Raw genomic sequence first — 21,520 nt, 5'->3', positions numbered from 1 at the left:
GCGCAGGCTGGAAGCACACCACTTCCCAACCCACCTGGGGTGATTTCGTCATGCGTGTTTTCGTCACCGGAGCGACCGGATTCGTCGGCGGTGCCGTGGTCCGCGAACTGCTCGACTCGGGACACCAAGTGCTGGGCCTGGCCCGCTCCGACGAGTCGGCGGACCGGCTCGCGAAGGCCGGGGCCGAGGTGCACCGGGGTTCACTGGAGGACCTGGACGCGCTGCGCGCGGGCGCGTCGGCGTCCGACGGCGTGATCCACACCGGCTTCATCCACGACTTCTCGAACTACGCGGCCTCCGTGGCAACGGACCTGAGCGCGACCAAAACCCTGTTCGGCGCGCTCTCCGGCTCGGACCGCCCCTTCGTCCTCAGCTCCGTCATGAGCCACGGCCGGACCGAGGACGACGTACCCGACCCCGCCGAACGCCCCGACCTGCCGCGCCTCCCCGCGGAGGTCACAGCCCTGGCGGCGTCAGCGCGGGGCGTCCGCGTCTCGGTGATCCGCCTTCCGCAGGTGCACGGCGAGGGCGATCACGCCTTCGTCCCCGCCGTGATCGACATCGCCCGCGCCAAGGGCGTCTCCGCGTACGTCGGCGACGGCAGCACCCGCTGGGCCGCCGTCCACCGCGACGACGCGGCGGTGCTGTACCGGCTGGCTCTGGAGAACGCGCCGGCGGGCACGGTCCTGCACGCGGTCGACGACGAGGGCGTACCCGGACGGGAGATCGCCGAGGTCATCGGCAGGCGGCTGGACCTACCGGTGACAAGCGTGCCGGTCGAGGAGGCCGAGACCCACTTCGGCTGGCTGGGCCACTACGTCGCGTCCGACCTGGTAGGCACGAGCACGCTGACCCGGGAGCGGTTCGGCTGGACCCCGACACGGATCGGCCTGCTTGCCGACCTCGACCAGGACTACTACTTCGAGGTCAACCAGCCGTCGTAGCGGACCAGTTGACGAAGGTCGTGAACGCGGCGGGGCCGAGGGTGAGGATCGGCCCCGCCGGGGTCTTGGAGTCGCGGATGGCGAGAGTGGGGGTGTTCGGGGTGGTGGTGCAGGGGGTTTCGGCGATCTCTATGCAGTTGCCGCCCTCGTCACCGCTGTAGCTGGACTTCCGCCACTGAGTCCCCGTCGGCATCGCGTTGTTCCCCATAACGTTCCTCCATTACGCGCCGCATCAGCTTCGCCGAGTCTTTGATGGAGAGAGCGGCAGCCTGGAGATGATCGTAACGGAGCGAGCACTTCTTGACGGTGGCTGGGTTGGCGGTTGGATACCCGCTGCCGCCATAGCCCTCCGTGTAGACGATCGTCGGGTCGCTCTCGAACCGATAGAGGTCGAACGAACCTTGTAGCCCCGCGTGAGCTCCCACCGCGAACGGCAGGATCTGGATGTTGACTCGGGGGTTGTCCTCATATGCCAACAGGCGCGCGAGTTGACCCCTCATCGCCTCGGGCCCACCGATCTGTTGGTACAGAGCGGACTCGCTGAGGATCGCCCAGAAGACGGGCGGCTCCTCCTTCTCGAAGATGTTCTGTCGAGCCAGCCGCACTGCGGTGCGGTCGTCGAGGTTGCCCTGGTCCAACGCGCCGAGCACGGCACGCGCGTACGCCTCGGTCTGTAGGAGGCCGTGGATCATGTGCGTCTCGAAGCTGAGGATCTCGACAGCCCGTGTCTGCAACTCGGCCACCTGCCGGAACCACGCGGGGAGTTGGCTGCGCAGCACCAGGTCGAGCAACCGGGTCAGCAGCCCACCGGTGTTGAGCGCGGCGTCGACCTGCCTGCTGAACTCCAGCGTGGGCAACTTCTTCGCGGTCTCGATCTGACCGATCATTGACCCGGTGTAGTTGATGATGACGCCGAGCTGGCGTTGGGTGAGACCAGCCGCTTCTCGATAGCGACGCAATTCGTAGCCGTAGTAGTCCAGCGCCGAAGCCCCTGGATCAAGCGTGGCGATGTGCATGCGAAACCCCCTGTCTCCTGACAATGCGCACCCGTAAACGGGTTGTATTCACGCCATTGCCGAGGGTAGCGACGAGGCGTCAGTCTCGTAGCGTGAACGAACCAATTCCCCCCGCCATGCTGGCCGTTCCGCACCGCCAGCAGTACGTCATGCACCTCACCGTGGGTGAACACTCGGCCCGGCACATCCGCCGTATCGTCCGCTCGTTCCTCCTGGAGTGGGGCATCCCGGAGCTGTCCGACACCGTCGAACTCGCCGTGACGGAGCTGGTCGCCAATGTCGTACGGCATGTTCCGGACCGGCGCTGCGGGCTGCTGTTGCTGCGCCGGGCGGTCGGCGTACGGGTCGAGGTGAGCGACAGCTCGTCCCAACTCCCGGACCTGCACACCGACTTCGACGCCGAGTCGGAGAACGGGCGCGGGCTCGTGATCCTGGACGCGGTGACGGACAAGTGGGGGGTGACGCGGGCGGCCGGGGGCGGGAAGACGGTGTGGTTCGAGTGTTCCTGAACTCGGGCCGTCAGCCGGAGAGTTCGGCGGTGTCCGTGGTGTCCTCGGCGGGCGGGGTCTTGACGCTCACGGACGGGTTGAGGTCGAGGAAGGTGACGGTCAGGTCGAGCGTCCCGCCGTCGGTGTCGTTCCGCGTGGGGATGGTCCTGCCCCGCAGACGGAACTGCTTGGCGTGGTCGTCGCCGTCGACCCACAGGTCCATGGTGAGGGCGCCGTCGACACCCTGGTTCACGAACTGGTCGACCCGCTCCATACGGACGTCCCGGGTCGCCTTGTCCTTGGTGGCGCTCTGGGACGCGCGCAGGTCGCCGCTGGTGACCGTTCCCCGATAGTGCATGGCCTTGGTGCCGTCGACCGTCTCCGTACCGATCCTGCGCACGTCCTTGGAACCGGCCAGGAACGTGGACTGCACGACCGGGCTCACCTCCAGTGAACGGGGCAGCAGGCCATAGGAGTTGTTGTTCGACGCGCCCCGCCCCCACACGGCGGGCGCGGCCTTGACCCAACTCTTTCCGCGCCACTTCGCCGGGTGGGGGCCGCTGCCGCCGAGGTAGATCGCCTCGTCGACGAAGCGGATGCCCAGCCCGCCCTTCGTACGCGCACCGGCCACGGTCATCACCATGGTCATGGCCGTCGGTTCCGTCTTCATGGACGCCTCGGCCGCGATGCGCCCCCTCTCGGGCACGGTCCCGGTGACCCGGTAGCGGAGCGAGGTGATGTCCTCGGAGTTCTCCGCGACCTCCGCCACGGCCGCCGAGGGCGTCAGCTTGGCGGAGTCCTCCTTCGCGGAGTCGGCCCCGCAGCCGACCGCTCCCCCGCCCAGCAGTACGGCGGCGCACGTCGAGCTCAGCAGAATCCGCACAATTCCCCCCGGAATCAAGGGTGTTCACCCCGTCAAAGGTGTTCACCCCGGTCAAGGGTGTGATCCTACGCAGGCACGACCCATGGGCGCCAAGCCGAATATCAGGAGCGGGGAGACTCGGGCGACTGCCCGGGCCCGGCCGCGACGAGGCGGTTGATGTCGGCGCTGTGCAACACCGTGGGGCCCGCGCCCTTCAGCCGGGTGACGGCGAGCATGGCGTGCCCGACGGCGTCGGTGGTGGTGACGTGGCGGGGGAAGGCTCGCCGCAGGAGGGGGTACAGGCTCGCGGTGACGCGGTACAGGACGCGGTATCCCGGGGTGCGGGAGGTGGCGCCGCCGACGGGCTGGATGTAGCCGGGGCGGAACATGTACGCGTGCATCGGCATGGCGAGCAGGGCGTTCTCGGTGCGGCCCTTGACGCGGGCCCACATCTGGCGGCTCCTGCCGGTGCTGTCCGTGCCCTCGCCGGAGACGTACACGAAGGTCAGCTCGGGGTTCGCGGCCTGCAGGGCGCGGGCGGCGGCGAGGGTGTAGCCGTAGGTGACGCGGGTGTACTCGTCCTCAGCGCGCCCGAGGGCGGAGACGCCGAGGCAGAAGAAACAGGCGTCCAGATCCGTCAACTGGTCCTGGACGGCGGTGAAGTCGCTGAAGTCGGTGTGGACGATCTGCCGCAGCTTCGGATGGTCCAGAGGAAGAGGGCTGCGGACGACGACGAGGACCTCGGTGACGTCCTCGTCGAGGAGACAGGCGCGCAGTGCGCCGTGGCCGACCATTCCGGACGCTCCGAAGACGATGACGCGCATGGCTGCTCCTAAGGCATGAGGCATGAGGGGGGTGACTCTGGGGGGTGGGATTCGGTGACTCTGGGGGGCGGATTCAGAGAGAAGTGCGGGCGAGCGTGCCGGCGGTGAGGGTGGCCAGCGCTTCTTGGAGGGCGACGGCGAAGTCCATCTTCAGAACGGCGAGCGAGGGGTCGGCCTCGTAGGCGGCGAGCATCGCCTGCGACGGGCGGGCGTGGATCCACACCGCACCGATCACCATGATCATGGACGCGGCCAGCTGGGGAGCGCGCTCGCCCAGCTCGGGCAGGTGCACGCGGGCGAGGGCCGCGAGCGCGTCGACGTTGGCGACGGCGGCCCTCTTGTAGCGGGCGGCGACCTCCGGGGAGACGTTGTGCTCCAGCACGCCGGCCTGTGCGCTGAGCAGGTCGCACAGCATGCGGCGCCCGACGAGGGACTCGCCGACCACCGCGGCGAACTGCTCGCCGCGCACTTCCACCGCGGCCTCCGCGTCGACGCCTGCGGTCAGCAGATCGGGCAGGTCGGCCGTCCACTCCTTCCAGGCGTGGTCCAGCAGCTCCAGCAGGACCGCCTCGCGGGACTCGAAATAGCGCAGCACGTTCGACTTGGCGAGGCCGACGCGACGGCTCAGCTCGTTCAGGCTGACCGCGCTCACCGGCATCTCGTCGAGCATGGCGGCGGCGGTGTCGAGGATCGCCCGCCGCCGGACCTCTCGCTGCTCCTCGCTGCGCGCACGCTGGAAAGTAGTCATGCCCACATATTACAGACTCCCGGTCTTTTGACATCAGACCGGCGGTACCTTAAGTTGAGCACAACGCAACAGACCGCCGGTCTGAAATTGCGGATCCGTGATCCGTGAACACGTACAAGTCACTAAGGAGTCCCCGTCATGAACCGCACCGTTGTCATCACCGGCACCACGTCCGGCTTCGGCCGCGACAGCGTCCGCCTGTTCGCGTCCCGGGGCTGGAACGTCGTGGCGACCGTCCGCAAGGAGGCGGACCTCGCCGTCCACAGCGACCTGCCGAACGTGAAGACCCTCCTGCTCGATGTGAACGACGAGGGCGCCGACACCGCCTTCGCCGAACAGGCCGCCACCCAGTTCGGAGGCATCGACGCGCTGGTGAACAACGCCGGCTACTACCACATGGGCCCCGTCGAGGCCGCGTCGATGGAGCAGATCCACGACCAGTTCCAGACCAACGTCTTCGGCCTGATGGCCCTGACCAAAGCCTTCCTGCCGTACTTCCGCGAGCAGCGGTCCGGCGTGATCGTCAACATCTCCTCGATCAGCGCCGACCAGGGCTACCCCTACACCGCCGTCTACGCCGCCTCCAAGGCGGCGGTCGCGGCCTTCACCGAGGGCCTCAACGTCGAGATGGCCGACTTCGGCGTCTCGGTCAAGGCGGTCTTCCCGGGCGCCCACGCCACCCGCATCTTCACCAAGATCGATCAGGCGGGCGACATCCCCGACGACTACCGGTCCGGCATGCGGCGCTTCTTCGGCATGCAGGGCACCGGCTCCAGCCCGGCCGTGACCGCGGCGGCCATCTACCAGGCGGTCACCGACGGCAGGATCGAGAAGGTCCGCTACTACACCGGACCCGACGGAGTCGCCGTCCCCCGCGTCAAGCAGCTCCTGGGCGCCGACTGGTACTGGGAGGAGTTCCGCAACGCCTCCACCGGCAACCCCAGCGACCTGTGGAAGAGCCTCGTCACGCAGGGCGAGGAACCCGTCGAGTTCGCCCTCTGAGCCACCGCCCGGTGAGCGGCGCGGAGCACGGGCGGGACCTTCGTCCACCGGTAGCGGCGCGGAGTCACTCGTCCTGGTGACTCCCGCCGCACCCGATGAACGTTTCCCGCACGTTTCGCGTCTCCGTTCACATGCTCCCCGCCGAACACCACACCCTGGTCCGGCCGGTGAACACGGCCCCACAGCGGAACCAACTCCTCCACAACTTCCGCTCCCGCCACCGCCTCCCCCTCCTCGCGACCCTCCCCACGCTCCCCCTGTACGCGCTCTGGTGGGCGTTCCTCGCCACCGGCGGAGGCGATCTCGCCGCGCAGGACGCGTGGGCCGACTTCGCGGCGCAGCACGGGAGATCGGCGTACAACCTGTTCTGGTACGGCGGGATGCACACCGCCAACTACAGCCTGATCTCCCCGTACTTGATGGCCGCGGTGGGGGTGCGGACGGTGACCGTTCTCTCGGGGCTCGCGGCGTCCTGGCTGGCGGCGGTCCTCGTCACCCGCACCGGTATCCGCCGCCCCCTCGGCCCCGCCCTCCTCTGCTCGCTCGCCCTCTGGTGCAACGTCGCCTCCGGCCGGACCACCTTCGCGCTCGGCATCGCCCTCGCGCTGGCCGCGTGCGTGCAGCTAACGCGGGAGCGGCGGCTTGTCCTTACGGCGGTCTACGCCGCCCTCGCGACCATGGCCAGCCCGGTGGCGGGGCTGTTCCTGGCGGTCGTAGGGGCCGCGTTCCTTGTTGTGCGGGACTGGTGGCGGGCGGCGGGGTTGATGGTGCCGCCCGCGCTCGTCGTCGGCGTGACGTCCGTCTTCTTTCCGTTCACCGGTGAGCAGTTGATGCCGCCGAGTCATATCTGGCCGCCGGTTGTGCTGGGGCTGGCCGTGGCGACGCTCGCTCCGCGGGCTTGGCGGGTCGCTCGGTGGAGCGGGGCGGTGTATGCGGCCGGGACGGTGGTGACGTATCTCGTGCCGTCGCCGGTGGGGACGAATGTGGAGCGGTTCGCGGAACTGTTCGCTCCGGCAGTGCTGTTGGCCGTACTTCTGGGTGCACCTCGTATCTGTTCCGCGCGGGCCGGTGGGGGCTGGTCGCGCAGTTCCCCGCGCCCCTTTGGGGCGCTCCTCTGCTCGGGGCGCAATCTGGTGATCGTCGCCCTCGTCTTCTCCGTCTCCTGGGTTGGGAAGAAGACCGTGGACGACCTCCAGGTGTCCACCGTCGTGCCGGCCTGGGCGCACGACACGCAGCCGGTCGTCCACACGCTGGAGGCGCTCGGCTCCGGCCGGACGCGGGTCGAGGCGGTCCCCGCCCGCGATCACCGCGAGGCCTCCGAACTCGCCCCGCACATCAACCTCGCCCGGGGCTGGAACCGGCAGCTCGACATGGAACGGGCCCGGCTCTTCTACGACGGCACGTTCTCGGCGGCCACCTACCGGGCCTGGCTCGACCACTGGGCCGTCGGCTTCGTCGTGCTGCCGGAGGCGACCCCGGACGGCTATGCGAAGGACGAGGCGGCGCTGGTCCGTTACCGGCGCCCGGCCTGGCTGGAGCCGGTGTGGCGTGACGCCCACTGGCGGGTCTACCGGGTGCGGGACGCCGTACCCCTGGTCTCGGAACCGGGGAAGGTCGTACGGACGACCAGTGCCGATCTCGTCGTGCGCGTCTCCCGGCCGGGACCGGTCACCGTCCGGGTCGCCTACTCGCCCTGGCTGCGCGCGGACGGCGCCTGCCTCACCAAGGTCGGCGACTTCACCCGGCTGACGGTCCCCGCGGCGGGCGAGTACCGCATCAGCTCCGAATACGGTCGCCCGTCGCCGGCTCCAACTCCGTGTTGATCCGGGCCGGTTGGGGCCATCGCGCACGGGGTGCTCGGCGCTCGGCTCAGCAAGCGATCGCGGGTGGGGGCAGCGGAGCGATTTCCCTGTCGAAGAAATCGTGGAAGTCGTCACCGCGCTCGTACAGCGCGTCGAACCCGGCCGACGTCTCCCGGATCAGTGATCGATCGGAGAAGCGATTGGCTCCGCTCGCGTTCCCGTCGTCGTCGTAGAGCACCTCGTACATGGCGGCGTCTCCGAGAATCACCACCTCCGGAACAGGGCGGTGTTTTTCGATGTCCGAGATCTTGCGGGCATCGAGCACCTTGATGTTGTCGCCCAGTTCGACGCGCAGCCGCAGAACGAACAGTTCCCATTGCACGTACGGAGTCACAGGTAACTCCACCACGCGAAGACGACGCCTCAGGATATTCCGCCGCGCCGCCTCGCGGAACTGCCGCGCATAGGCATCTCGTTTCTCCTCGACGAGGGACAGGGCGCGGTCCCATTCTCCGGCCGCGAAAGCCTCCCAGCTGGAAAATCCGCGTTCTTTGAAGTTCTGGCCTCGTTCGAGCTTGTTCAAGTGCCGAATTCCGCTCTCCTGAACCCGCCGGAAGTCCGCATGGTATGTGGAGCGGTCCATGCGCTCGGAAACCGCGCCCGGGAAGGAATCAAACATTCGGGATATCCGGTTTCGCCGCGATCAACATGTTCCTCGGGATGACCACGAGCCGTTCGTCGGATCCGATGGAGACCCCGGTCGGGAGTTTGCCGCCCAGTGAGGCCGTGAGATCCCGGCCGATGACGGCGATGTCCCCGTTCTCGAGTTCCCAGATGTCGGGACAGTCGGGGTCGTCGGTCGTATTCCCCAACTCCTGCGGTGATTTCCCCAGGCGCTTCTTGAATGTCGTGGCCGGATCGGCTTCCCACGGTCTGGTCATGGCCATCGCCCCCTCGATTGGGCCAGAGTTTTCTCAGTCTAGCGCCCAACAAACCCCTTGTTGCCCCGTCCCGCTCAGGAGTGCGACGATAAACAGCCACGAAACGATCCGGCACCAAACCCCGGCAGACATATACCGTTCGGCACATATTCCGACTATCCGTAATTTCCGATCAGGGGGAACTGTGGACCCGGAGGCAGCCTTACTCGCACAGAGCGCGGGGGTCACACTGGTCACGTTGATGGCCACTGACGCGTGGCAGCGGACCCAGGACGGAATCACGCACCTGTGGCGCAGAATGCAGCCCCACCGTGCCGAGGCTGTCGCCGCCGAATTGGCAGCCACCCGCGAAGACGCCCTGGCGGCCGGTGACGCCGACGACCAGGAGACACTCGGCGAACTGCACCTGGAGTGGCAGGGGCGGCTTCGGCGGTTGCTCGCCGCCCAGCCGGGCGCGGCTGCGGAACTACGCGGACTCCTTGACGAACTTCAGCCGCCGGACGCGACCGGCCCCGCGATCACGCAGCACGCCAGCGCATCCGGCCAGGCCCGGATCTATCAGGCCGGGCGAGACCAGCACAACGCGGAGCGATGACAGGCGCGATGGACGGCCACGCCGAGGACCGTGGCCGTGTCTTCCAGGCCTCGGGTGACCAGCACATCAGCGAACACCACCACTACGGCGATGCAGCGGCCCCGCCCAGCGGCCCCGACTCGGTTCGCCGTCCGGCCGTCGGCCGGCCTCCTGTCGTTCTGCGCGACCGCGCCGAGGTACTGGAACGTCTGCGGGACGGTATGCGGGCGGGGCGGGGCGGAGAGGTCTACGTGCTGTACGGCATGGGCGGCTGCGGCAAGACCGCGGTCGCCTGCACGCTCTTCCAGCTGGCCACCGCCGAATACGGCAGGGTGGGTCTGTGGGTCAGCGCTTCCGACCGCGCGAGCCTGCGCGCCGGAATGCTCGCCGTCGCCGCCGACCGGGGTGCCGGCGACGGTGAACTGCTGGCCGCCCGCAACGGACTCCGTCCCGCCGCCGATCTCGTCTGGCAGTATCTCGACCGCTCCGCGGAACCCTGGTTGCTGGTGCTCGACAACGCCGACCAGCCTGAGATCCTCCGTGACGGCAGCTGGCTGCGCACGAGCCCACTCGGCACGGTCGTGGTGACCACACGCCGCTCGGCCGCCCACTGGTGGCCGGGGGCCGAGCTGCAGCACATCGGCGTACTGCCGCGCGAGGACGCCGCGCGGGTACTGCGCGACCTCGCCCCGCACAGCGGCACGCAGGAGGAGGCCGCGGCGATCGCGGAACGGCTCGGCCGGTTACCGCTCGCTCTCACGCTGGCAGGCGGCTTCCTCTCCCAACAGGTTCTCGATCCCTGGACGTTGGAGACCTACGGACGCCATCTGGACGAAGGGGAGCGGGTCGAGCTCATCGACCGGGGAGCCGATGCCTTGTCGGAGCGGGATCCACGGCACCTGGTCGGCCTGACCTGGCAACTGACGCTCGACGTATTCGAGGCCCGCGGACTGCCCGAAGCGACCGCGCTGCTGAGACTGCTGGCCCGCTTCGCCCCCGAGCCACTGCCGCTGTCCCTGCTCGACCGGGCCGGGATCAGCGGTGTCCTTCCCCGCGCCCGTTGTGAGACCGCGCTGAGAGCGCTGCTCGACCAATCGCTGACCGAACTGGTCGACGTCGGCGTGCGGTGCGCGCAGAGCCACGGGGTACTGCTCGACAGTGTCGCGGCGGCGACCCCCGCGGAACAGGTACCGGTTCTGGACACCACAGCCGTCCTCCTGCTCGACACGGCCGTCCCCGACGTCCCCGACGCGGGTCCCCACGACCCGCTGCTCCGGCTGCTGGTGCCTCATGGGCTCGCCCTGCTGCGACGCATCGGCGACCCGTCGACGTCCGCTGACGCACTGGCCGTGGTGACCCGGCTGTCCATCGCACTGCACCGCACGGGGGACTACCTGTCCGCCTGGGAGACCGCCCGGGCCGCGGCGGACCTCGGCGAGCGGCTGCTCGGCGCGGAGCACCGTCTCGTGCTGGCCGCCCGCTCCCGGGCCGGCCGAGCGCTCTTCCGGCTGGGCCGGTACGCCGAGGCCGAGGCTCTGCTCGGGCACGTCCGCGCCGCTCAGGAGCGGCTGTTCGGAGCCGACGATCCCGACACCTTGGACAGCGGCCACGGCCTTCAGCTGGTGCTCGGAAATCTGGGGCGGCGGGACGAGGCCATCCGCCTTGTCCGGAGCACGGTCGCCGGTCGGCGAAGGGTACTGGGCCCCGCGCACCCCCTGACACTGCGTTCCCGCTCCGGCATGCTGGTGCTGCTGCCCGCCTCCGAGATCGTCGCGGAGGACGGCGGCACGCTGCTCTCCCTGCCCTCGGAATGCGTCCGGTTCCTCGGTGCCGACCACACGGTGACCTTGGGCGCCCACCACAATCGGGCCTGGGCGCTCTACCTGCTGGGCCGCTTCGACGAGGCCGGCCAGGAGATACGACTGGTCACCGAGGCATACCGGCGACGCTTCGGTCCCGACTACCCGATCGCGCTCTCGGCCCAGCAGCTTCTCTCCCGGACCCAGGCCGCGCGTGGCCACATGGACGCCGCGATCGAGCTGATGGCGGACGTCGTGGCCAGGCGGGAACGGGGCCTGGGTCCCGACCATCCGTTCACCGTCGCCGGTCGGCGACTGCTCGGCGATCTCTCGTCGGGACGATGGCGCCCGCCCGAGACGTGACCGGCACACGGCCGTACCGCATCAGCTCCGAATACGGTCGCCCGTCGCCGGCTCCAACTCGGTGTTGATCCGGGCCGGTTGGGGCCGTAGGGAGCGTGCCCTCGGGCCCTGGAAGAGGTACGCCAGGCCGAAGCCCGCTGCGACGACCGCCGCGCCGCCGGCCGCGTCCAGGACCCAGTGGTTGCCCGTCGCGACGATCGCGGAGACGGTGAAGAAGGGGTGCAGGAGGCCCAGGGCCTTCATCCACCACTTGGGGGCGAGGGCGAAGATGACGACGCCGCACCACAGGGACCAGCCGAAGTGCAGGGACGGCATCGCCGCGTACTGGTTGGTGAGGGCGGTGAGGGTGCCGTAGTCCGGCTTGGAGAAGTCCTGGACGCCGTGGACCGTGTCGATGATGCCGAGGCCGGGGAGCAGGCGGGGCGGGGCCAGGGGGTAGAGCCAGAAACCGACCAGGGCGAGGAGGGTGGCGAAGCCCAGGGCTGAGCGGGCCCAGCGGTAGTCGACCGGGCGGCGCCAGTAGAGGACCGCCATGACCGTGAGGGGGACTACGAAGTGGAAGGACTCGTAGTAGAAGTTGAAGAAGTCCTTGAGGAACTCGACCTTCACGACCCAGTGGTTGACCGCGTGCTCGATGTCGATGTGCAGGAAGCGCTCGATCGAGAGGATCTCGTGGCCGTGGTGTTCCGCCGTGGCCCGGCCGCCCGAGTTGGTGCCGCCGGTCGCCGCGAGGCGGACCTTCTGGTAGGCGGCGTAGGTGACGCGGATCAGGAGGAGTTCGAGGAGGAGGTTCGGGCGGGTCAGGACGCGGCGCAGGAACGGCAGCAGCGGGACGTGCTTCCAGCGGGTCGGGACCGGCTCGGCGTACTCCGTGGGGATCGGGCGGCGGTAGTACTCGGAGGTGCGGGACAGGAACGGGATCGCGGTCGCGGCGGCGAGGGCCATGAGCAGGACGACGTTGTCACGCAGCGAGTAGAGGGCCGCCATGTTCGGCAGCATCATCTTCGCGGGCAGCGTGACCACGAGGATCACCGCGACCGGCCACACGAAGCGGTCCGAGGCCCGCTTGCCGACCCGGCCGACCACCGCGAGCAGCACCCACAGCAGCTGGTGCTGCCAGGTCGTGGGCGACACGGCGATCGCCGCGCAGCCGGTGACCGCGACCGCGAGCAGCAACTGCCCGTCGCGCGCGTACCGCACGGCCCGGCGCAGGCCCAGGAACGTGACGGCCGCGCCGAGGGCCAGGAACAGGCCGATCTCCAGCGGGCCGGTGAGGCCGAGGCGCAGCAGCGCGCCGTGCAGCGACTGGTTGCCGAGGCCGTCCGCCGCGCCGCCGAGGCCGGCACCGGCCATGTGGTGCACCCAGTAGGTGTACGAGTCGTGCGGCATCGCGGCCCACGCGACCGCCACGCTCGCGGCGAACGTCAGCACGGAGGTGATCGCGGCCCGGCGGCGGCCGGTGAACCACAGCAGCGGCGCGAAGAGCAGCACCGTCGGCTGGAGCGCGGCGGCGAGGCCGATCAGCACGCCGCTGGAGCGCTCGCCGCGCACGGTGAAGCAGCCGAGCAGCACGAGCAGGACCGGGATGATGCTGGTCTGGCCGAGCCAGAGCGTGTTGCGCACCGGCAGCGACAGCATGAGCAGGCTGATCGCGACGGGCGCGGCGAGCAGCGAGGCACGGCGGGTGACGGGCTTGGGCAGGGCGCGGGAGACGACCAGGCCGAGCGCGACGACCAGCAGCAGCGTGCCGAAGGTCCAGCCCCAGCCGAGGGCCTGTTCCGCGGCCCGGGTGAGCGGTTTGAGGACGAGCCCGCCGAAGGGGGTGCCGGTGAACTGCGTCGAGTCGTACAGCGAGCCCTTCACATGCAGCACGCCGTTCGGACCGACCCATGTCTCCAGATCCGTCAGCCGCTCCCCCTGCGGGGTGCTGAGGACCACGGCCACCTGCCGTACGGCGAGGACCGCAGCGACCAGCCACAGACCCAGGCGCGCCACGCGCAGCCGTGCCCTGGCCGTCTGGGCCGCACCCGACCCGAATGCTCCCGCGGCTCCCGCCGGTCGCCCGCTGTGCTCCACGTTCGCCACGCCTCGTAGGCCTCCGCCCCGCTCGTCCCACGCGTCACGCGCGTGGTTGTTCCCTCTGGGAACCCTATGAGGTTCGCACCCCCTGCGGGAGAGACGCAGGCAACCCCCCCTTCACCTGACGGCCGCCCCCCTTTTGTCCGGACGACGATAGTCGGCCCCGGGTTGCCTGGGCACAGCTAATACCCGCGCGCTTCCGACCGGCCCGGTGGCCCGATAACTTGTGGACATGATCGGTTTACTGATCGTTTCGTTGCGGGGGTCGATCCGGAGGATGACGCGGGGGCGGCCACGCGCGCGTGCGACGGCCGTCGTCCTGGCGCTGTTCGCCCTCCAACTCGGCTCGCTGGTGTCCCCGGCCTGGGCATGCGGCTGCGGCGCACTGGTGCCGGGCGGTGCGCAGCAGGTGGCGGTGGGGCGTGAGGCGTCCGTGGTGCGCTGGGACGGGCGCCAGGAGCAGATCGTGATGCGGCTCACCGTCTCCGGGGACGCGCGCCGGGCCGCGTGGATCATGCCGGTGCCGCACCGGGCCACGGCCACGCTCGCCGACCCCGCGCTCTTCGACGCGCTGAACACGCTCACCGCGCCCGTGCACCGCGCCCGCTCGCACTTCTGGCCCCAGGACGGCGACTGGCCGCTCGTCTCCGGCGCCACCGGCGGCGGCCCCCCGCCCGGCGCCGCGACAGCCCCCGGAGTGGGCGTGGTCGGCCGTGAGCGGCTCGGCCCCTTCGACGTGGCCCGGCTGACGGCCACCGACCCGGACGCGCTCGGCGACTGGCTGCACACGAACGGGTTCGTTCTGCCGTCCCGCCTTGACCAGGCCCTTCAGCCGTACGTCGACCAGCGCTGGGAGTACGTCGCGATCCGCCTCGCCCCCGCGGCCGCCGGCACCCCGCTCCAGGGCGCCCTCGACCCGCTGCACCTCACCTTCGCCGCCGAGTCCCCCGTCTACCCGATGCGGCTCTCCCGGCTGGCCCGCACCCCGCAGTCGCTCGGCCTGTACATCCTCGCCGCCCACCGCATGGAACCCAGCAGCACGCTCGGCGGCTCACCCCCGCAGGTCGCCTACGCGGGCCGCGTCACCACCACCTCGGGCCCGCTGGCCGCCCTCGCCAAGGGCACCCCGTTCCTGACCGCCGTGAACCAGGAGTTCCCCGACCCGTCCCGCATCACCGGCGACCACCTGCTCCGCCGCACGGCGACGGACGCGACGTTCCAGCAGGTGATCTACGAGGACCACCTGAGCAAGGTCGCGGGCGTCCCGGCGTGGCTGCTGACGATCGGCGGGGGCCTGGCCGTGCTCACGACGACCGCCGTCCTGCTGGCCGTACGGCGGTCCCGGCGGACGCGGCGGCCGGTGATCCCGCCGCCACCGGCGTTTCCACCGCCCCCGACGCGCGCGCCGGGTAGTTAACTCGGGGAGCCGGCACGGGTGGTCGGCACCCGTCATCGGACGTACGGCTGGACACACGAAAGGCACGAGCACATGAGCGAGTCGCAGGTGTGGGACGACGTGGACGACTACTTCATCGGCCAACTCGCCCCGGACGACGAGGTGTTGGAGGCGGCCCTGCGGGACAGCGAGGCCGCCGGGCTCCCGGAGATCGCCGTGAGCGCGGCCGAGGGCAAGCTGCTGCATCTGCTGGCCCAGATCCAGGGCGCCGCGCGCATCCTGGAGATCGGCACGCTCGGCGGTTACAGCACGATCTGGCTGGCCCGCGCGCTGCCCGCCGACGGGCGGCTGGTCTCCCTGGAGTTCAGCCCGAAGCACGCGGAGGTCGCCACCCGCAACCTCGCCCGCGCGGGCCTCGACAAGGTCGTCGAGGTACGGGTGGGCCCGGCCCTGGAGTCCCTGGCCCAACTCGCCGACGAGGGCCCAGCCCCCTTCGACCTGGTCTTCATCGACGCCGACAAGGCCAACAACCCGCACTACGTGGAGTGGGCCCTCAAGCTCACCCGCCCCGGCAGCCTGATCATCGTCGACAACGTGGTCCGCGGCGGCCGGGTCGCCGACCCGGACAACACGTCGCCGGACGTCCAAGGCACGCGCACCGCGATCGAGTTGATCGGCTCGCACGCGCGCCTGTCGGGGACGGCGATCCAGACGGTGGGCAGGAAGGGCTACGACGGTTTCGCGCTGGCACGGGTGCTGGCCTAGCTCGCCCGGCCCTCCCGGCCCTCCCGGCCCTCCCGGCCCTCCCGGGTGACTCAACCCTCGTGATAGAAGCCGACGTTGACGCTGCGCGGCCCGGTGCGGTCCTGGATGACGATCTCGCCGCTCCCGCCGCGCGGCAACGGCACGCTGCCGCCGTAGCCGACGGTCTGGGCGTACTCGCCGACGATCAGGCGTACTTCGGAGGACGGGTCGGGCTGGGAGCCGCGCAGCCAGCTCACCTGCCAGACGCCCTCGGGTCCGCACAGGAACTCCAGATGGACCCGCGAGATGAACAGCCAGTCGTCCGGTGTCACCAGCCGGCACACCGTCTCGTCCCGGCCCACCCGCAGCACCGCGCCCGGGTCACTGGGCGCCTCGGCCATGAGCATGCCGGCGGTGGCGCCCTCGTCCGTCCCGGAGACCGAGGCCATGGTGAGTTCGAGCACGTGCGCTCCCCCTTGAAGTGTCCTTACAGCAGCGGGCGCATGATAAATCGCCTGGCGTCACCGCGTCCGGCACAATTGAAGTCATGACCGAGCGAAAGCCACCAGGTGTGTCCTTCGAGTCCTGGGTCGACAAGCAGATCCGGGACGCCGAGCAGGCCGGAGAGTTCGCCCAACTCCCGGGCGCGGGGAAGCCGTTGCCGTCCGGCGCCGACACGACGTACGACGAACTGTGGTGGATCAAGCAGAAGATGGCCCGCGAGGGCATCTCCGTGCTGCCGCCGACGCTGGCGCTGCGCAAAGAGGCCGAGGACGCCCTTGCTGCGGCGTACTCGGCCCCTTCGGAGCGGATCGCGCGGCAGATCATCACCGAAGTCAACGTGAAGATCCGCGAGATGATGTTCAAGCCGCCGCCCGGCCCCCCGCTGGGAATGAAGCCGTACGACGTCGAAGAGGTCGCGCGGGAGTGGCGGGAGCGCCGGGCGGTCGACGGACAGGGCTGAACCGGCGGCCTGGGCCGGTCACATGTGGAGGAGCCGCTCCGTCAGTTCGCGGTAGTCCCGCAGGGCCAGGCGGAGTTGCTCGGTGTCGTCCGAGCCGTCGGTGCCCTTGGACTCCCAGGAGCCGTGCAGGGTGGCGCGGCGCTTGGTGACGGCCTCCGTGAAGCGGTTGGCGACCTCTTCGAGTACGTGGTCGGCCTCCTCGACGGCGGACCGGGGCTCGTCGACGAACCCGGTGACCGCGTGCTGCAGCCGCAGGCTGAACTTGTCGCTCTCGTCGTGCGGCAGCAGGCTGCCGTTCTCGGCGTCCTGCGGGACACGCCGTCCGTTGCCGGAGGCGGCACCGGTGCTGACGGCGGGGGCGGGCTCGGGGGCGTGGACGGGGCGGTCCGACTCCTCGGTGCGGCCGATGCGGTCCGAGCGCTCGGTGCCGGTCGTGTCGCCGGTGCGCGGGCTCGGGATCGCCCGGTCGGTGTCGCGCGACGAGGTCGTCGACGACGTGGATGACGTGGATGACGTCGACGGAGTGACCGCCGGGGTCGATGCCGTCGGAGTCCTCTCGGACGACCCGAGCGGAGTCACCTTCTCGGACCCTCGCGGCGCCGACTTGTCGTCGGAGGTCCTGCTGCCGAACGGCTTGGCGCCGGACCCGGTCCCGGACTCACGCGACGCCTTCTCGGCATCCCGCTGCTCGGCGGTCTTGTCCACGGTCCTGTCGGTCCTGTCGGTCCTGTCGGTCTCCTTGCGGTCGGCGCGCTCCGCGTTCGTGCTCGCGTTGGTGCTCGCGTTCGCGTCCGTGTTGTCGCCGGTCGGCCGTATCGCGTCGGTCATGTAGCTCAACTCCCCTTCAGTGCCTGCTTGTTGAATGCGCCGATCGAGTGCCGGCCGCCACGCCCGTGGCCGTTGCCGTTGCCGTTGCGGCTGTCGTCGCTCACCAGGTCGTCGAAGAGGGCACGGGCCTCGAGCATGGCCTCACGCATCTCCTCGGTGCCGGCCTGGCTCTCCGGTGTGCCGTTCGTCCGCGCGGTGACGACGCGGTGCACGCGCCGGTAGCCGTGGACGTGGTCCGCGTGGTGCACGGACAGCGCGTCGAGCTGCTTCTCGTACTCCTGGACGTCGGGGAAGCCCCGGGCTCCGGCGACCTCGCCGAGCAGCTGGTCGACGTCGGACATGGCCTCGCGGGGCGAGTCGACGAAACGCTCCTGGGCGGCCGCCCAACGGGCCTGGTACTGCTCACGGGCCGCGGGCTCCAGCGGCTGCTCGTGCAGCGAACCGTGCTCCTGGACGCGCGCGCCGAGCTCCTGCTCGGCGGCCTTCGCGTCGCCGTCGTGCCGGGCCACGGTCCGGTCGTACTCCGGCCCGAAGCGGCGCTTCAGGCCCGAGCCGCCGGTCGCGCCTCGGGCACGCAGCGCCAGGGCGGCCGCGGCAGCGACCACGCCGACCACGATCACGATCAAAACGATGATCACGCCTGTGGACATGAGTGCCTTCCGGGTTTTGGGCCAACCGGCTCTCGTAGTCGGTCGGTTCCCCTACCGGGTTGCCTCAAAGGCCCTCTTCAAACGACGGCCACACCTCGGCGGAATTCATGGTGCCGGTGTGTCGATTGCGCCCCGCCCCGTTCGACGCACGGGTAAGGACCGATCGAGGAGGTTGTCATGGGTGAGGTTGTCGCACGGCTGGCCGTGTCGCTGGACGGGTACATCGCGGGGCCGGAGTCGGGGCGGGAGCATCCGCTGGGTATCGGCGGGGAGCGGCTGCACGCGTGGGTGTTCGGGCTGCGGAGCTTCCGCAAGATGCAGGGGATGGCGGGCGGGGCGGGCGGCCCGGACGACGAGTTGCTCGCCGAGTGGATCGAGCGGCTGGGGCCGGTGGTCATGGGGCACGGGATGTTCGTCAGCGGGGAGACCCCGTGGGGTGACGAACCGCCGTTCCACGCACCGGTGTTCGTGGTCACCCACCAGCCGCGCGAGTCGGTGGTGAAGAAGGGCGGTACGACCTACCACTTCGTCACCGAGGGTCCCGGCCGAGCGCTGGAGCTGGCCCGTGAGGCGGCCGGGGGCAAGGACGTCTCCCTGGCCGGGGGTGCCGATCTGGTCCAGCAGTTCATCCGTGCCGGGTGGCTGGACGAACTCCTCCTGCATGTCGTGCCGGTGCTCGTGTGCGGCGGGCGGCGGCTGTTCGACAACGTGGGCGACGCGCAGATCGAGTGGCAGAAGACCCAGGTCCTGGACTCCCCCGAGGTGACCCATATTCGGTTGCGCCGCTCCCCCACCGGCTCCTGACAATGGCGGCATGACCTGGACGATCACCCCGGAACCCTACGACTCCCCCGTCGCCGCCGCGCTCTGGCGGGCGTACTACACCGAGGTCAGCGACCGCTGGTACCTGCTGCACGAGAACCGCCGGACGGACCCCGCCGAGCTGGAGCGGGAGATCTCCGCCCGCACCGGCTCCGAACTGGCCCCGCCCGGCGGCCAGTTGCTGGTGGGGTGGTACGAGGGCACGGCGGCCGGATCGGCGGGCGTACGGCTTCTCGACGCGACGACCGCCGAGCTGACGAGGGTCTTCGTCCACGAGGGGATGCGCGGCCGGGGCGGCGCCCCGAGGCTCGTGACGGCCGCCGAGGACGCCGCCCGCGAGCTGGGCGCCAAGGTGATGATCCTCGACACCCGGAACGACCTGGTGGAGGCACGCGCCCTGTACACACGGCTCGGCTACGAGGAGACCGGGCGGCACAACGAGGACCCGTACGCGGAACACTGGTTCCGCAAGAACCTCGGCTGACCTCAACCGAGCTTCGCGGCCGTCCCGTTGTGCGGCTGCTCGCTGTCCGACCCGCACAGCTCGCCGTTCAGCTCCTTCACCAGCTGGATCAGGTCGGTGGGCCGGTCCGGACCCCACCAGTCGCCCAGCGTCTCCGCGAGGGACTCCTCGCGGGCCTGGGAGAGCTTCTCGGCCATCTCCCGCCCCTGGTCGGTCAGTTGGAGATCGAGACCCTCCCGTACGGCCAGCCGTCGTTCCTCGACCTGACGGACGGCGGCGAGGATGACGGGCAGCGGCACGGTGCTGCGCTCGGCGAGCACACCCGGCTCGGCCCAGCCGTCCCGCTTGATCCGCAGAAGCAGCCAACTCGCCGCCGGCTGAAGGTCGTAGCCCGCCTTCGCGGTGATCGTCCTGTAGATCTCACGGCGGCCCTCCCGCGTGCCGAGCACGGACAGCGCGCGGCACACCTCGTCGTACGAAGACCGCTGGACGGGGTTGCTGGCGAGGGTCTCGGTGACGTCCGGCGCCGTGACCGAGCCACGCAGCTTGTCCTCCTTGAGGAACCACGCCAGGACGAAGCCGACGAGGGCGACGGGAGCGGCGTAGAGGAAGACGTCGGTGATGGAGGAGGCGTAGGCGTGCAGGGCCTCCGGGCGGACGGCGGACGGGAGTTGGGAGATTCCGCGCGGGTCCGACTCCAGGCCGTCCGGGGTGACGCCCGGCGGGAGGGTGGTGCCCTTGAGGGCGTCGGTGAGCTTGTCGCCGAGCCGGCTCGCGAAGATCGTGCCGAAGATGGCGACGCCGAACGAGGCCCCGATGGACCGGAAGAACGTCGCGCCGGAGGTGGCGACGCCGAGGTCCTCGTACGAGACGGCGTTCTGCACGATGAGCACCAACACCTGCATGACCAGGCCGAGTCCGAGCCCGAAGACGAAGAAGTACGCGCTCATCTCGGCGGTGGAACTGCCCTCGTCGAGACGGTGGAGGAGGAGCAGGCCGAGCGCGGTGATGCCGGTGCCCGCGATGGGGAACACCTTCCAGCGGCCGGTGCGGCTGACGATCTGGCCGGACGCGGTGGACGAGATCAGCATGCCGAACACCATCGGCAGCATGTGGACGCCGGACATCGTCGGGGTGATGCCCTGCACGACCTGGAGGAAGGTCGGCAGATAGGTCATCGCGCCGAACATCGCGAAACCGACGATGAAGCTGATGACGGCGGCGAGGGTGAAGGTGCGGACGCGGAAGAGCTTGAGCGGGAGGACGGGTTCGGCGGCCCGCCGCTCAACGGCGACGAACGCCCCGATCAGCACCACGCCCAGCACCGCGAGCCCGATGATCTGCGGCGAGCCCCAGCCCCAGGTCGTACCGCCGAGCGAGGCGACGAGGACCAGGCAGGTCGCGACGGCGGCGATGAGGAAGGTGCCGAGGTAGTCGATGACGTGCCGGGTCGACTTGCGCGGGATGTGCAGCGCGGTCGCGATGACGGCGAGGGCGACGACTCCGACGGGGAGGTTGATGTAGAAGACCCAGCGCCAGCTCAGATGCTCGGTGAAGAGCCCGCCGAGCAGCGGCCCGAGGACACTCGTCGCACCGAAGACGGCACCGAACAGCCCCTGGTAGCGCCCGCGTTCACGCGGTGAGACGACATCACCGACGATCGCCATCGACAGCACGATCAGCCCGCCGCCGCCGAGCCCCTGCAACGCCCGGAAGCCGATCAGCTGGGGCATGTTCTGCGCGGCCCCGCACAGCGCCGACCCGACGAGAAAGATCACGATCGCGATCTGGAAGAGCCGTTTCCGCCCGTACTGGTCGCCGAGCTTGCCCCAGAGCGGGGTCGCGGCGGTCGACGCGAGCAGATACGCGGTGACGACCCACGACAGGTGCTCCAGCCCGCCGAGATCGCTGACGATCGTCGGCAGCGCGGTCGACACGATGGTCTGGTCGAGGGCGGCGAGCAGCAGCCCCAGGAGCAGCGCCCCGATCGAGACGAGGACGTTGCCCGACACGTGTTCCTGGGCGGAACTGCCCCGCTGCGGGGGCCTCTCCGGTGGCTGCGCGTCCTGCACATTCCCCGTCATACCGTGCGCATCGCCGGCCATGAAGACCTCCTGCGGCTCTCGTTACACATCCATGGTGATCGGTATGGCGGGTTACGGCCTGTTGAGTCCGTTTGGAAGCTGTCATTCCGGGGGTCGGAGGAGACGA

At 70.0% G+C, this 21,520-nt stretch carries 23 protein-coding genes; 11 read left to right on the top strand and 12 right to left on the bottom strand.

The genetic code is table 11. The annotated features are described in order from the left end of the window. Nucleotides 1-50: 50 nt before the first annotated feature. On the top strand, nucleotides 51-944 hold the full coding sequence (locus tag OO69_RS18750; protein WP_033281844.1) for an SDR family oxidoreductase: 894 nt from the start codon (nucleotides 51-53) through the stop codon (nucleotides 942-944). On the opposite strand, the gene OO69_RS18745 is transcribed toward OO69_RS18750, so the two are convergent. Further along, the gene (locus OO69_RS18745) at nucleotides 928-1,137 is read right to left on the bottom strand and encodes a DUF397 domain-containing protein (protein WP_234444468.1); all 210 of its coding nucleotides are present in this window, start codon (nucleotides 1,135-1,137) and stop codon (nucleotides 928-930) included. The two genes, OO69_RS18750 and OO69_RS18745, sit on opposite strands and share 17 nt — an antisense overlap. Further along, the gene (locus OO69_RS18740; protein WP_033281842.1) at nucleotides 1,094-1,960 is read right to left on the bottom strand and encodes a helix-turn-helix domain-containing protein; all 867 of its coding nucleotides are present in this window, start codon (nucleotides 1,958-1,960) and stop codon (nucleotides 1,094-1,096) included. Before OO69_RS18740 ends, OO69_RS18745 begins: the two co-directional genes overlap by 44 nt. Before the next feature lie 92 nt (nucleotides 1,961-2,052). On the opposite strand from OO69_RS18740, the gene OO69_RS18735 reads away from it, so the two are divergent. Further along, nucleotides 2,053-2,469 (top strand): ATP-binding protein, encoded by a 417-nt coding sequence (locus tag OO69_RS18735; RefSeq protein ID WP_420707891.1) that lies wholly within the window; start codon nucleotides 2,053-2,055, stop codon nucleotides 2,467-2,469. Between the two features lie 10 nt (nucleotides 2,470-2,479). Here the strand turns inward: OO69_RS18735 and OO69_RS18730 are convergent, their stop codons facing one another. From OO69_RS18730 to OO69_RS18720, 3 genes are all read right to left on the bottom strand, one after another. Next, nucleotides 2,480-3,331: a hypothetical protein gene (locus tag OO69_RS18730; RefSeq protein ID WP_234444467.1), complete on the bottom strand. Its 852-nt coding sequence runs from the start codon at nucleotides 3,329-3,331 to the stop codon at nucleotides 2,480-2,482. Nucleotides 3,332-3,432: 101 nt separating this feature from the next. Beyond that, nucleotides 3,433-4,134: an NAD-dependent epimerase/dehydratase family protein gene (locus OO69_RS18725; protein WP_033281840.1), complete on the bottom strand. Its 702-nt coding sequence runs from the start codon at nucleotides 4,132-4,134 to the stop codon at nucleotides 3,433-3,435. A 73-nt stretch (nucleotides 4,135-4,207) separates the two neighbouring features. Further along, nucleotides 4,208-4,882: a TetR/AcrR family transcriptional regulator gene (locus tag OO69_RS18720; RefSeq protein ID WP_033281839.1), complete on the bottom strand. Its 675-nt coding sequence runs from the start codon at nucleotides 4,880-4,882 to the stop codon at nucleotides 4,208-4,210. A gap of 138 nt (nucleotides 4,883-5,020) precedes the next feature. Between OO69_RS18720 and OO69_RS18715 the strand changes: the two genes are divergently transcribed. After that, nucleotides 5,021-5,884: an SDR family NAD(P)-dependent oxidoreductase gene (locus OO69_RS18715; protein WP_033281838.1), complete on the top strand. Its 864-nt coding sequence runs from the start codon at nucleotides 5,021-5,023 to the stop codon at nucleotides 5,882-5,884. A 131-nt stretch (nucleotides 5,885-6,015) separates the two neighbouring features. Next, nucleotides 6,016-7,707: a hypothetical protein gene (locus tag OO69_RS18710; RefSeq protein ID WP_033281837.1), complete on the top strand. Its 1,692-nt coding sequence runs from the start codon at nucleotides 6,016-6,018 to the stop codon at nucleotides 7,705-7,707. Nucleotides 7,708-7,753: 46 nt separating this feature from the next. On the opposite strand, the gene OO69_RS18705 is transcribed toward OO69_RS18710, so the two are convergent. Together OO69_RS18705 and OO69_RS18700 are read right to left on the bottom strand one after the other, a co-directional pair. Continuing rightward, the gene (locus OO69_RS18705) at nucleotides 7,754-8,365 is read right to left on the bottom strand and encodes a DUF6879 family protein (protein WP_033281836.1); all 612 of its coding nucleotides are present in this window, start codon (nucleotides 8,363-8,365) and stop codon (nucleotides 7,754-7,756) included. Then, a complete protein-coding gene (locus OO69_RS18700; RefSeq protein WP_033281967.1) occupies nucleotides 8,358-8,627 on the bottom strand; it encodes a hypothetical protein in 270 nt (89 codons plus the stop codon). The genes OO69_RS18705 and OO69_RS18700 overlap by 8 nt, the downstream gene beginning before the upstream one ends. A 184-nt stretch (nucleotides 8,628-8,811) precedes the next feature. Here OO69_RS18700 and OO69_RS18695 point away from each other — a divergent pair, with 184 nt between their 5' ends. After that, the gene (locus tag OO69_RS18695; protein WP_033281835.1) at nucleotides 8,812-9,222 is read left to right on the top strand and encodes a hypothetical protein; all 411 of its coding nucleotides are present in this window, start codon (nucleotides 8,812-8,814) and stop codon (nucleotides 9,220-9,222) included. Next, a complete protein-coding gene (locus OO69_RS18690; protein WP_033281834.1) occupies nucleotides 9,219-11,363 on the top strand; it encodes a tetratricopeptide repeat protein in 2,145 nt (714 codons plus the stop codon). The genes OO69_RS18695 and OO69_RS18690 overlap by 4 nt, the downstream gene beginning before the upstream one ends. Before the next feature lie 21 nt (nucleotides 11,364-11,384). Here the strand turns inward: OO69_RS18690 and OO69_RS18685 are convergent, their stop codons facing one another. Further along, entirely contained in the window at nucleotides 11,385-13,448 is a 2,064-nt protein-coding gene (locus OO69_RS18685) for a bifunctional glycosyltransferase 87/phosphatase PAP2 family protein (RefSeq protein WP_033281833.1), read from the bottom strand. Nucleotides 13,449-13,674: 226 nt separating this feature from the next. Here OO69_RS18685 and OO69_RS18680 point away from each other — a divergent pair, with 226 nt between their 5' ends. Further along, nucleotides 13,675-14,859 (top strand): DUF2330 domain-containing protein, encoded by a 1,185-nt coding sequence (locus tag OO69_RS18680; protein WP_420707890.1) that lies wholly within the window; start codon nucleotides 13,675-13,677, stop codon nucleotides 14,857-14,859. A 72-nt stretch (nucleotides 14,860-14,931) separates the two neighbouring features. Beyond that, complete coding sequence (locus OO69_RS18675) at nucleotides 14,932-15,603, top strand: O-methyltransferase (protein ID WP_033281831.1); 672 nt, start codon at nucleotides 14,932-14,934, stop codon at nucleotides 15,601-15,603. Between the two features lie 50 nt (nucleotides 15,604-15,653). Here OO69_RS18675 and OO69_RS18670 read toward each other — a convergent pair whose 3' ends face one another. Then, the gene (locus OO69_RS18670) at nucleotides 15,654-16,046 is read right to left on the bottom strand and encodes a hypothetical protein (protein ID WP_033281830.1); all 393 of its coding nucleotides are present in this window, start codon (nucleotides 16,044-16,046) and stop codon (nucleotides 15,654-15,656) included. Nucleotides 16,047-16,129: 83 nt separating this feature from the next. Here OO69_RS18670 and OO69_RS18665 point away from each other — a divergent pair, with 83 nt between their 5' ends. Next, nucleotides 16,130-16,546 carry a DUF1992 domain-containing protein gene (locus OO69_RS18665; RefSeq protein WP_033281829.1) on the top strand — a complete coding sequence of 139 codons (417 nt, stop codon included), beginning with the start codon at nucleotides 16,130-16,132 and terminating at the stop codon, nucleotides 16,544-16,546. Between the two features lie 18 nt (nucleotides 16,547-16,564). Here the strand turns inward: OO69_RS18665 and OO69_RS53875 are convergent, their stop codons facing one another. Together OO69_RS53875 and OO69_RS18655 are read right to left on the bottom strand one after the other, a co-directional pair. After that, nucleotides 16,565-17,374, bottom strand: a complete 810-nt coding sequence (locus OO69_RS53875; RefSeq protein WP_420707889.1) for a hypothetical protein — start codon at nucleotides 17,372-17,374, stop codon at nucleotides 16,565-16,567. Nucleotides 17,375-17,379: 5 nt separating this feature from the next. After that, nucleotides 17,380-18,024, bottom strand: coding sequence for a hypothetical protein (locus OO69_RS18655; protein WP_033281828.1), 645 nt, complete (start codon nucleotides 18,022-18,024; stop codon nucleotides 17,380-17,382). Nucleotides 18,025-18,201: 177 nt separating this feature from the next. On the opposite strand from OO69_RS18655, the gene OO69_RS18650 reads away from it, so the two are divergent. Both OO69_RS18650 and OO69_RS18645 read left to right on the top strand, forming a co-directional pair. Next, entirely contained in the window at nucleotides 18,202-18,828 is a 627-nt protein-coding gene (locus OO69_RS18650; protein WP_033281827.1) for a dihydrofolate reductase family protein, read from the top strand. A 10-nt stretch (nucleotides 18,829-18,838) separates the two neighbouring features. Further along, nucleotides 18,839-19,330: a GNAT family N-acetyltransferase gene (locus tag OO69_RS18645; RefSeq protein ID WP_033281826.1), complete on the top strand. Its 492-nt coding sequence runs from the start codon at nucleotides 18,839-18,841 to the stop codon at nucleotides 19,328-19,330. Nucleotides 19,331-19,332: 2 nt separating this feature from the next. On the opposite strand, the gene OO69_RS18640 is transcribed toward OO69_RS18645, so the two are convergent. Then, a complete protein-coding gene (locus OO69_RS18640; protein WP_033281825.1) occupies nucleotides 19,333-21,414 on the bottom strand; it encodes an MDR family MFS transporter in 2,082 nt (693 codons plus the stop codon). Nucleotides 21,415-21,520: the final 106 nt, after the last annotated feature.

The organism is Streptomyces sp. NRRL F-525 (genome assembly GCF_000716605.1).
Lineage (GTDB): Bacteria > Actinomycetota > Actinomycetes > Streptomycetales > Streptomycetaceae > Streptomyces.
This window is presented reverse-complemented; position numbering and strand designations above follow the sequence as displayed.

What these genes read in the sequence shown, in the direction of transcription:
- OO69_RS18690 (WP_033281834.1), top strand. Translation starts at nt 9,219, where the DNA reads ATGACAGGCGCGATGGACGGCCACGCCGAGGACCGTGGCCGTGTCTTC.
- OO69_RS18650 (WP_033281827.1), top strand. Translation starts at nt 18,202, where the DNA reads ATGGGTGAGGTTGTCGCACGGCTGGCCGTGTCGCTGGACGGGTACATC.
- OO69_RS18740 (WP_033281842.1), bottom strand. Translation starts at nt 1,960, where the DNA reads ATGCACATCGCCACGCTTGATCCAGGGGCTTCGGCGCTGGACTACTAC.
- OO69_RS18710 (WP_033281837.1), top strand. Translation starts at nt 6,016, where the DNA reads ATGCTCCCCGCCGAACACCACACCCTGGTCCGGCCGGTGAACACGGCC.
- OO69_RS18655 (WP_033281828.1), bottom strand. Translation starts at nt 18,024, where the DNA reads ATGTCCACAGGCGTGATCATCGTTTTGATCGTGATCGTGGTCGGCGTG.
- OO69_RS18745 (WP_234444468.1), bottom strand. Translation starts at nt 1,137, where the DNA reads ATGCCGACGGGGACTCAGTGGCGGAAGTCCAGCTACAGCGGTGACGAG.
- OO69_RS18700 (WP_033281967.1), bottom strand. Translation starts at nt 8,627, where the DNA reads ATGACCAGACCGTGGGAAGCCGATCCGGCCACGACATTCAAGAAGCGC.
- OO69_RS18675 (WP_033281831.1), top strand. Translation starts at nt 14,932, where the DNA reads ATGAGCGAGTCGCAGGTGTGGGACGACGTGGACGACTACTTCATCGGC.
- OO69_RS18720 (WP_033281839.1), bottom strand. Translation starts at nt 4,882, where the DNA reads ATGACTACTTTCCAGCGTGCGCGCAGCGAGGAGCAGCGAGAGGTCCGG.
- OO69_RS18750 (WP_033281844.1), top strand. Translation starts at nt 51, where the DNA reads ATGCGTGTTTTCGTCACCGGAGCGACCGGATTCGTCGGCGGTGCCGTG.
- OO69_RS18640 (WP_033281825.1), bottom strand. Translation starts at nt 21,414, where the DNA reads ATGGCCGGCGATGCGCACGGTATGACGGGGAATGTGCAGGACGCGCAG.
- OO69_RS18715 (WP_033281838.1), top strand. Translation starts at nt 5,021, where the DNA reads ATGAACCGCACCGTTGTCATCACCGGCACCACGTCCGGCTTCGGCCGC.
- OO69_RS18705 (WP_033281836.1), bottom strand. Translation starts at nt 8,365, where the DNA reads ATGTTTGATTCCTTCCCGGGCGCGGTTTCCGAGCGCATGGACCGCTCC.
- OO69_RS18725 (WP_033281840.1), bottom strand. Translation starts at nt 4,134, where the DNA reads ATGCGCGTCATCGTCTTCGGAGCGTCCGGAATGGTCGGCCACGGCGCA.
- OO69_RS18665 (WP_033281829.1), top strand. Translation starts at nt 16,130, where the DNA reads ATGACCGAGCGAAAGCCACCAGGTGTGTCCTTCGAGTCCTGGGTCGAC.
- OO69_RS18645 (WP_033281826.1), top strand. Translation starts at nt 18,839, where the DNA reads ATGACCTGGACGATCACCCCGGAACCCTACGACTCCCCCGTCGCCGCC.
- OO69_RS18680 (WP_420707890.1), top strand. Translation starts at nt 13,675, where the DNA reads ATGATCGGTTTACTGATCGTTTCGTTGCGGGGGTCGATCCGGAGGATG.
- OO69_RS53875 (WP_420707889.1), bottom strand. Translation starts at nt 17,374, where the DNA reads ATGACCGACGCGATACGGCCGACCGGCGACAACACGGACGCGAACGCG.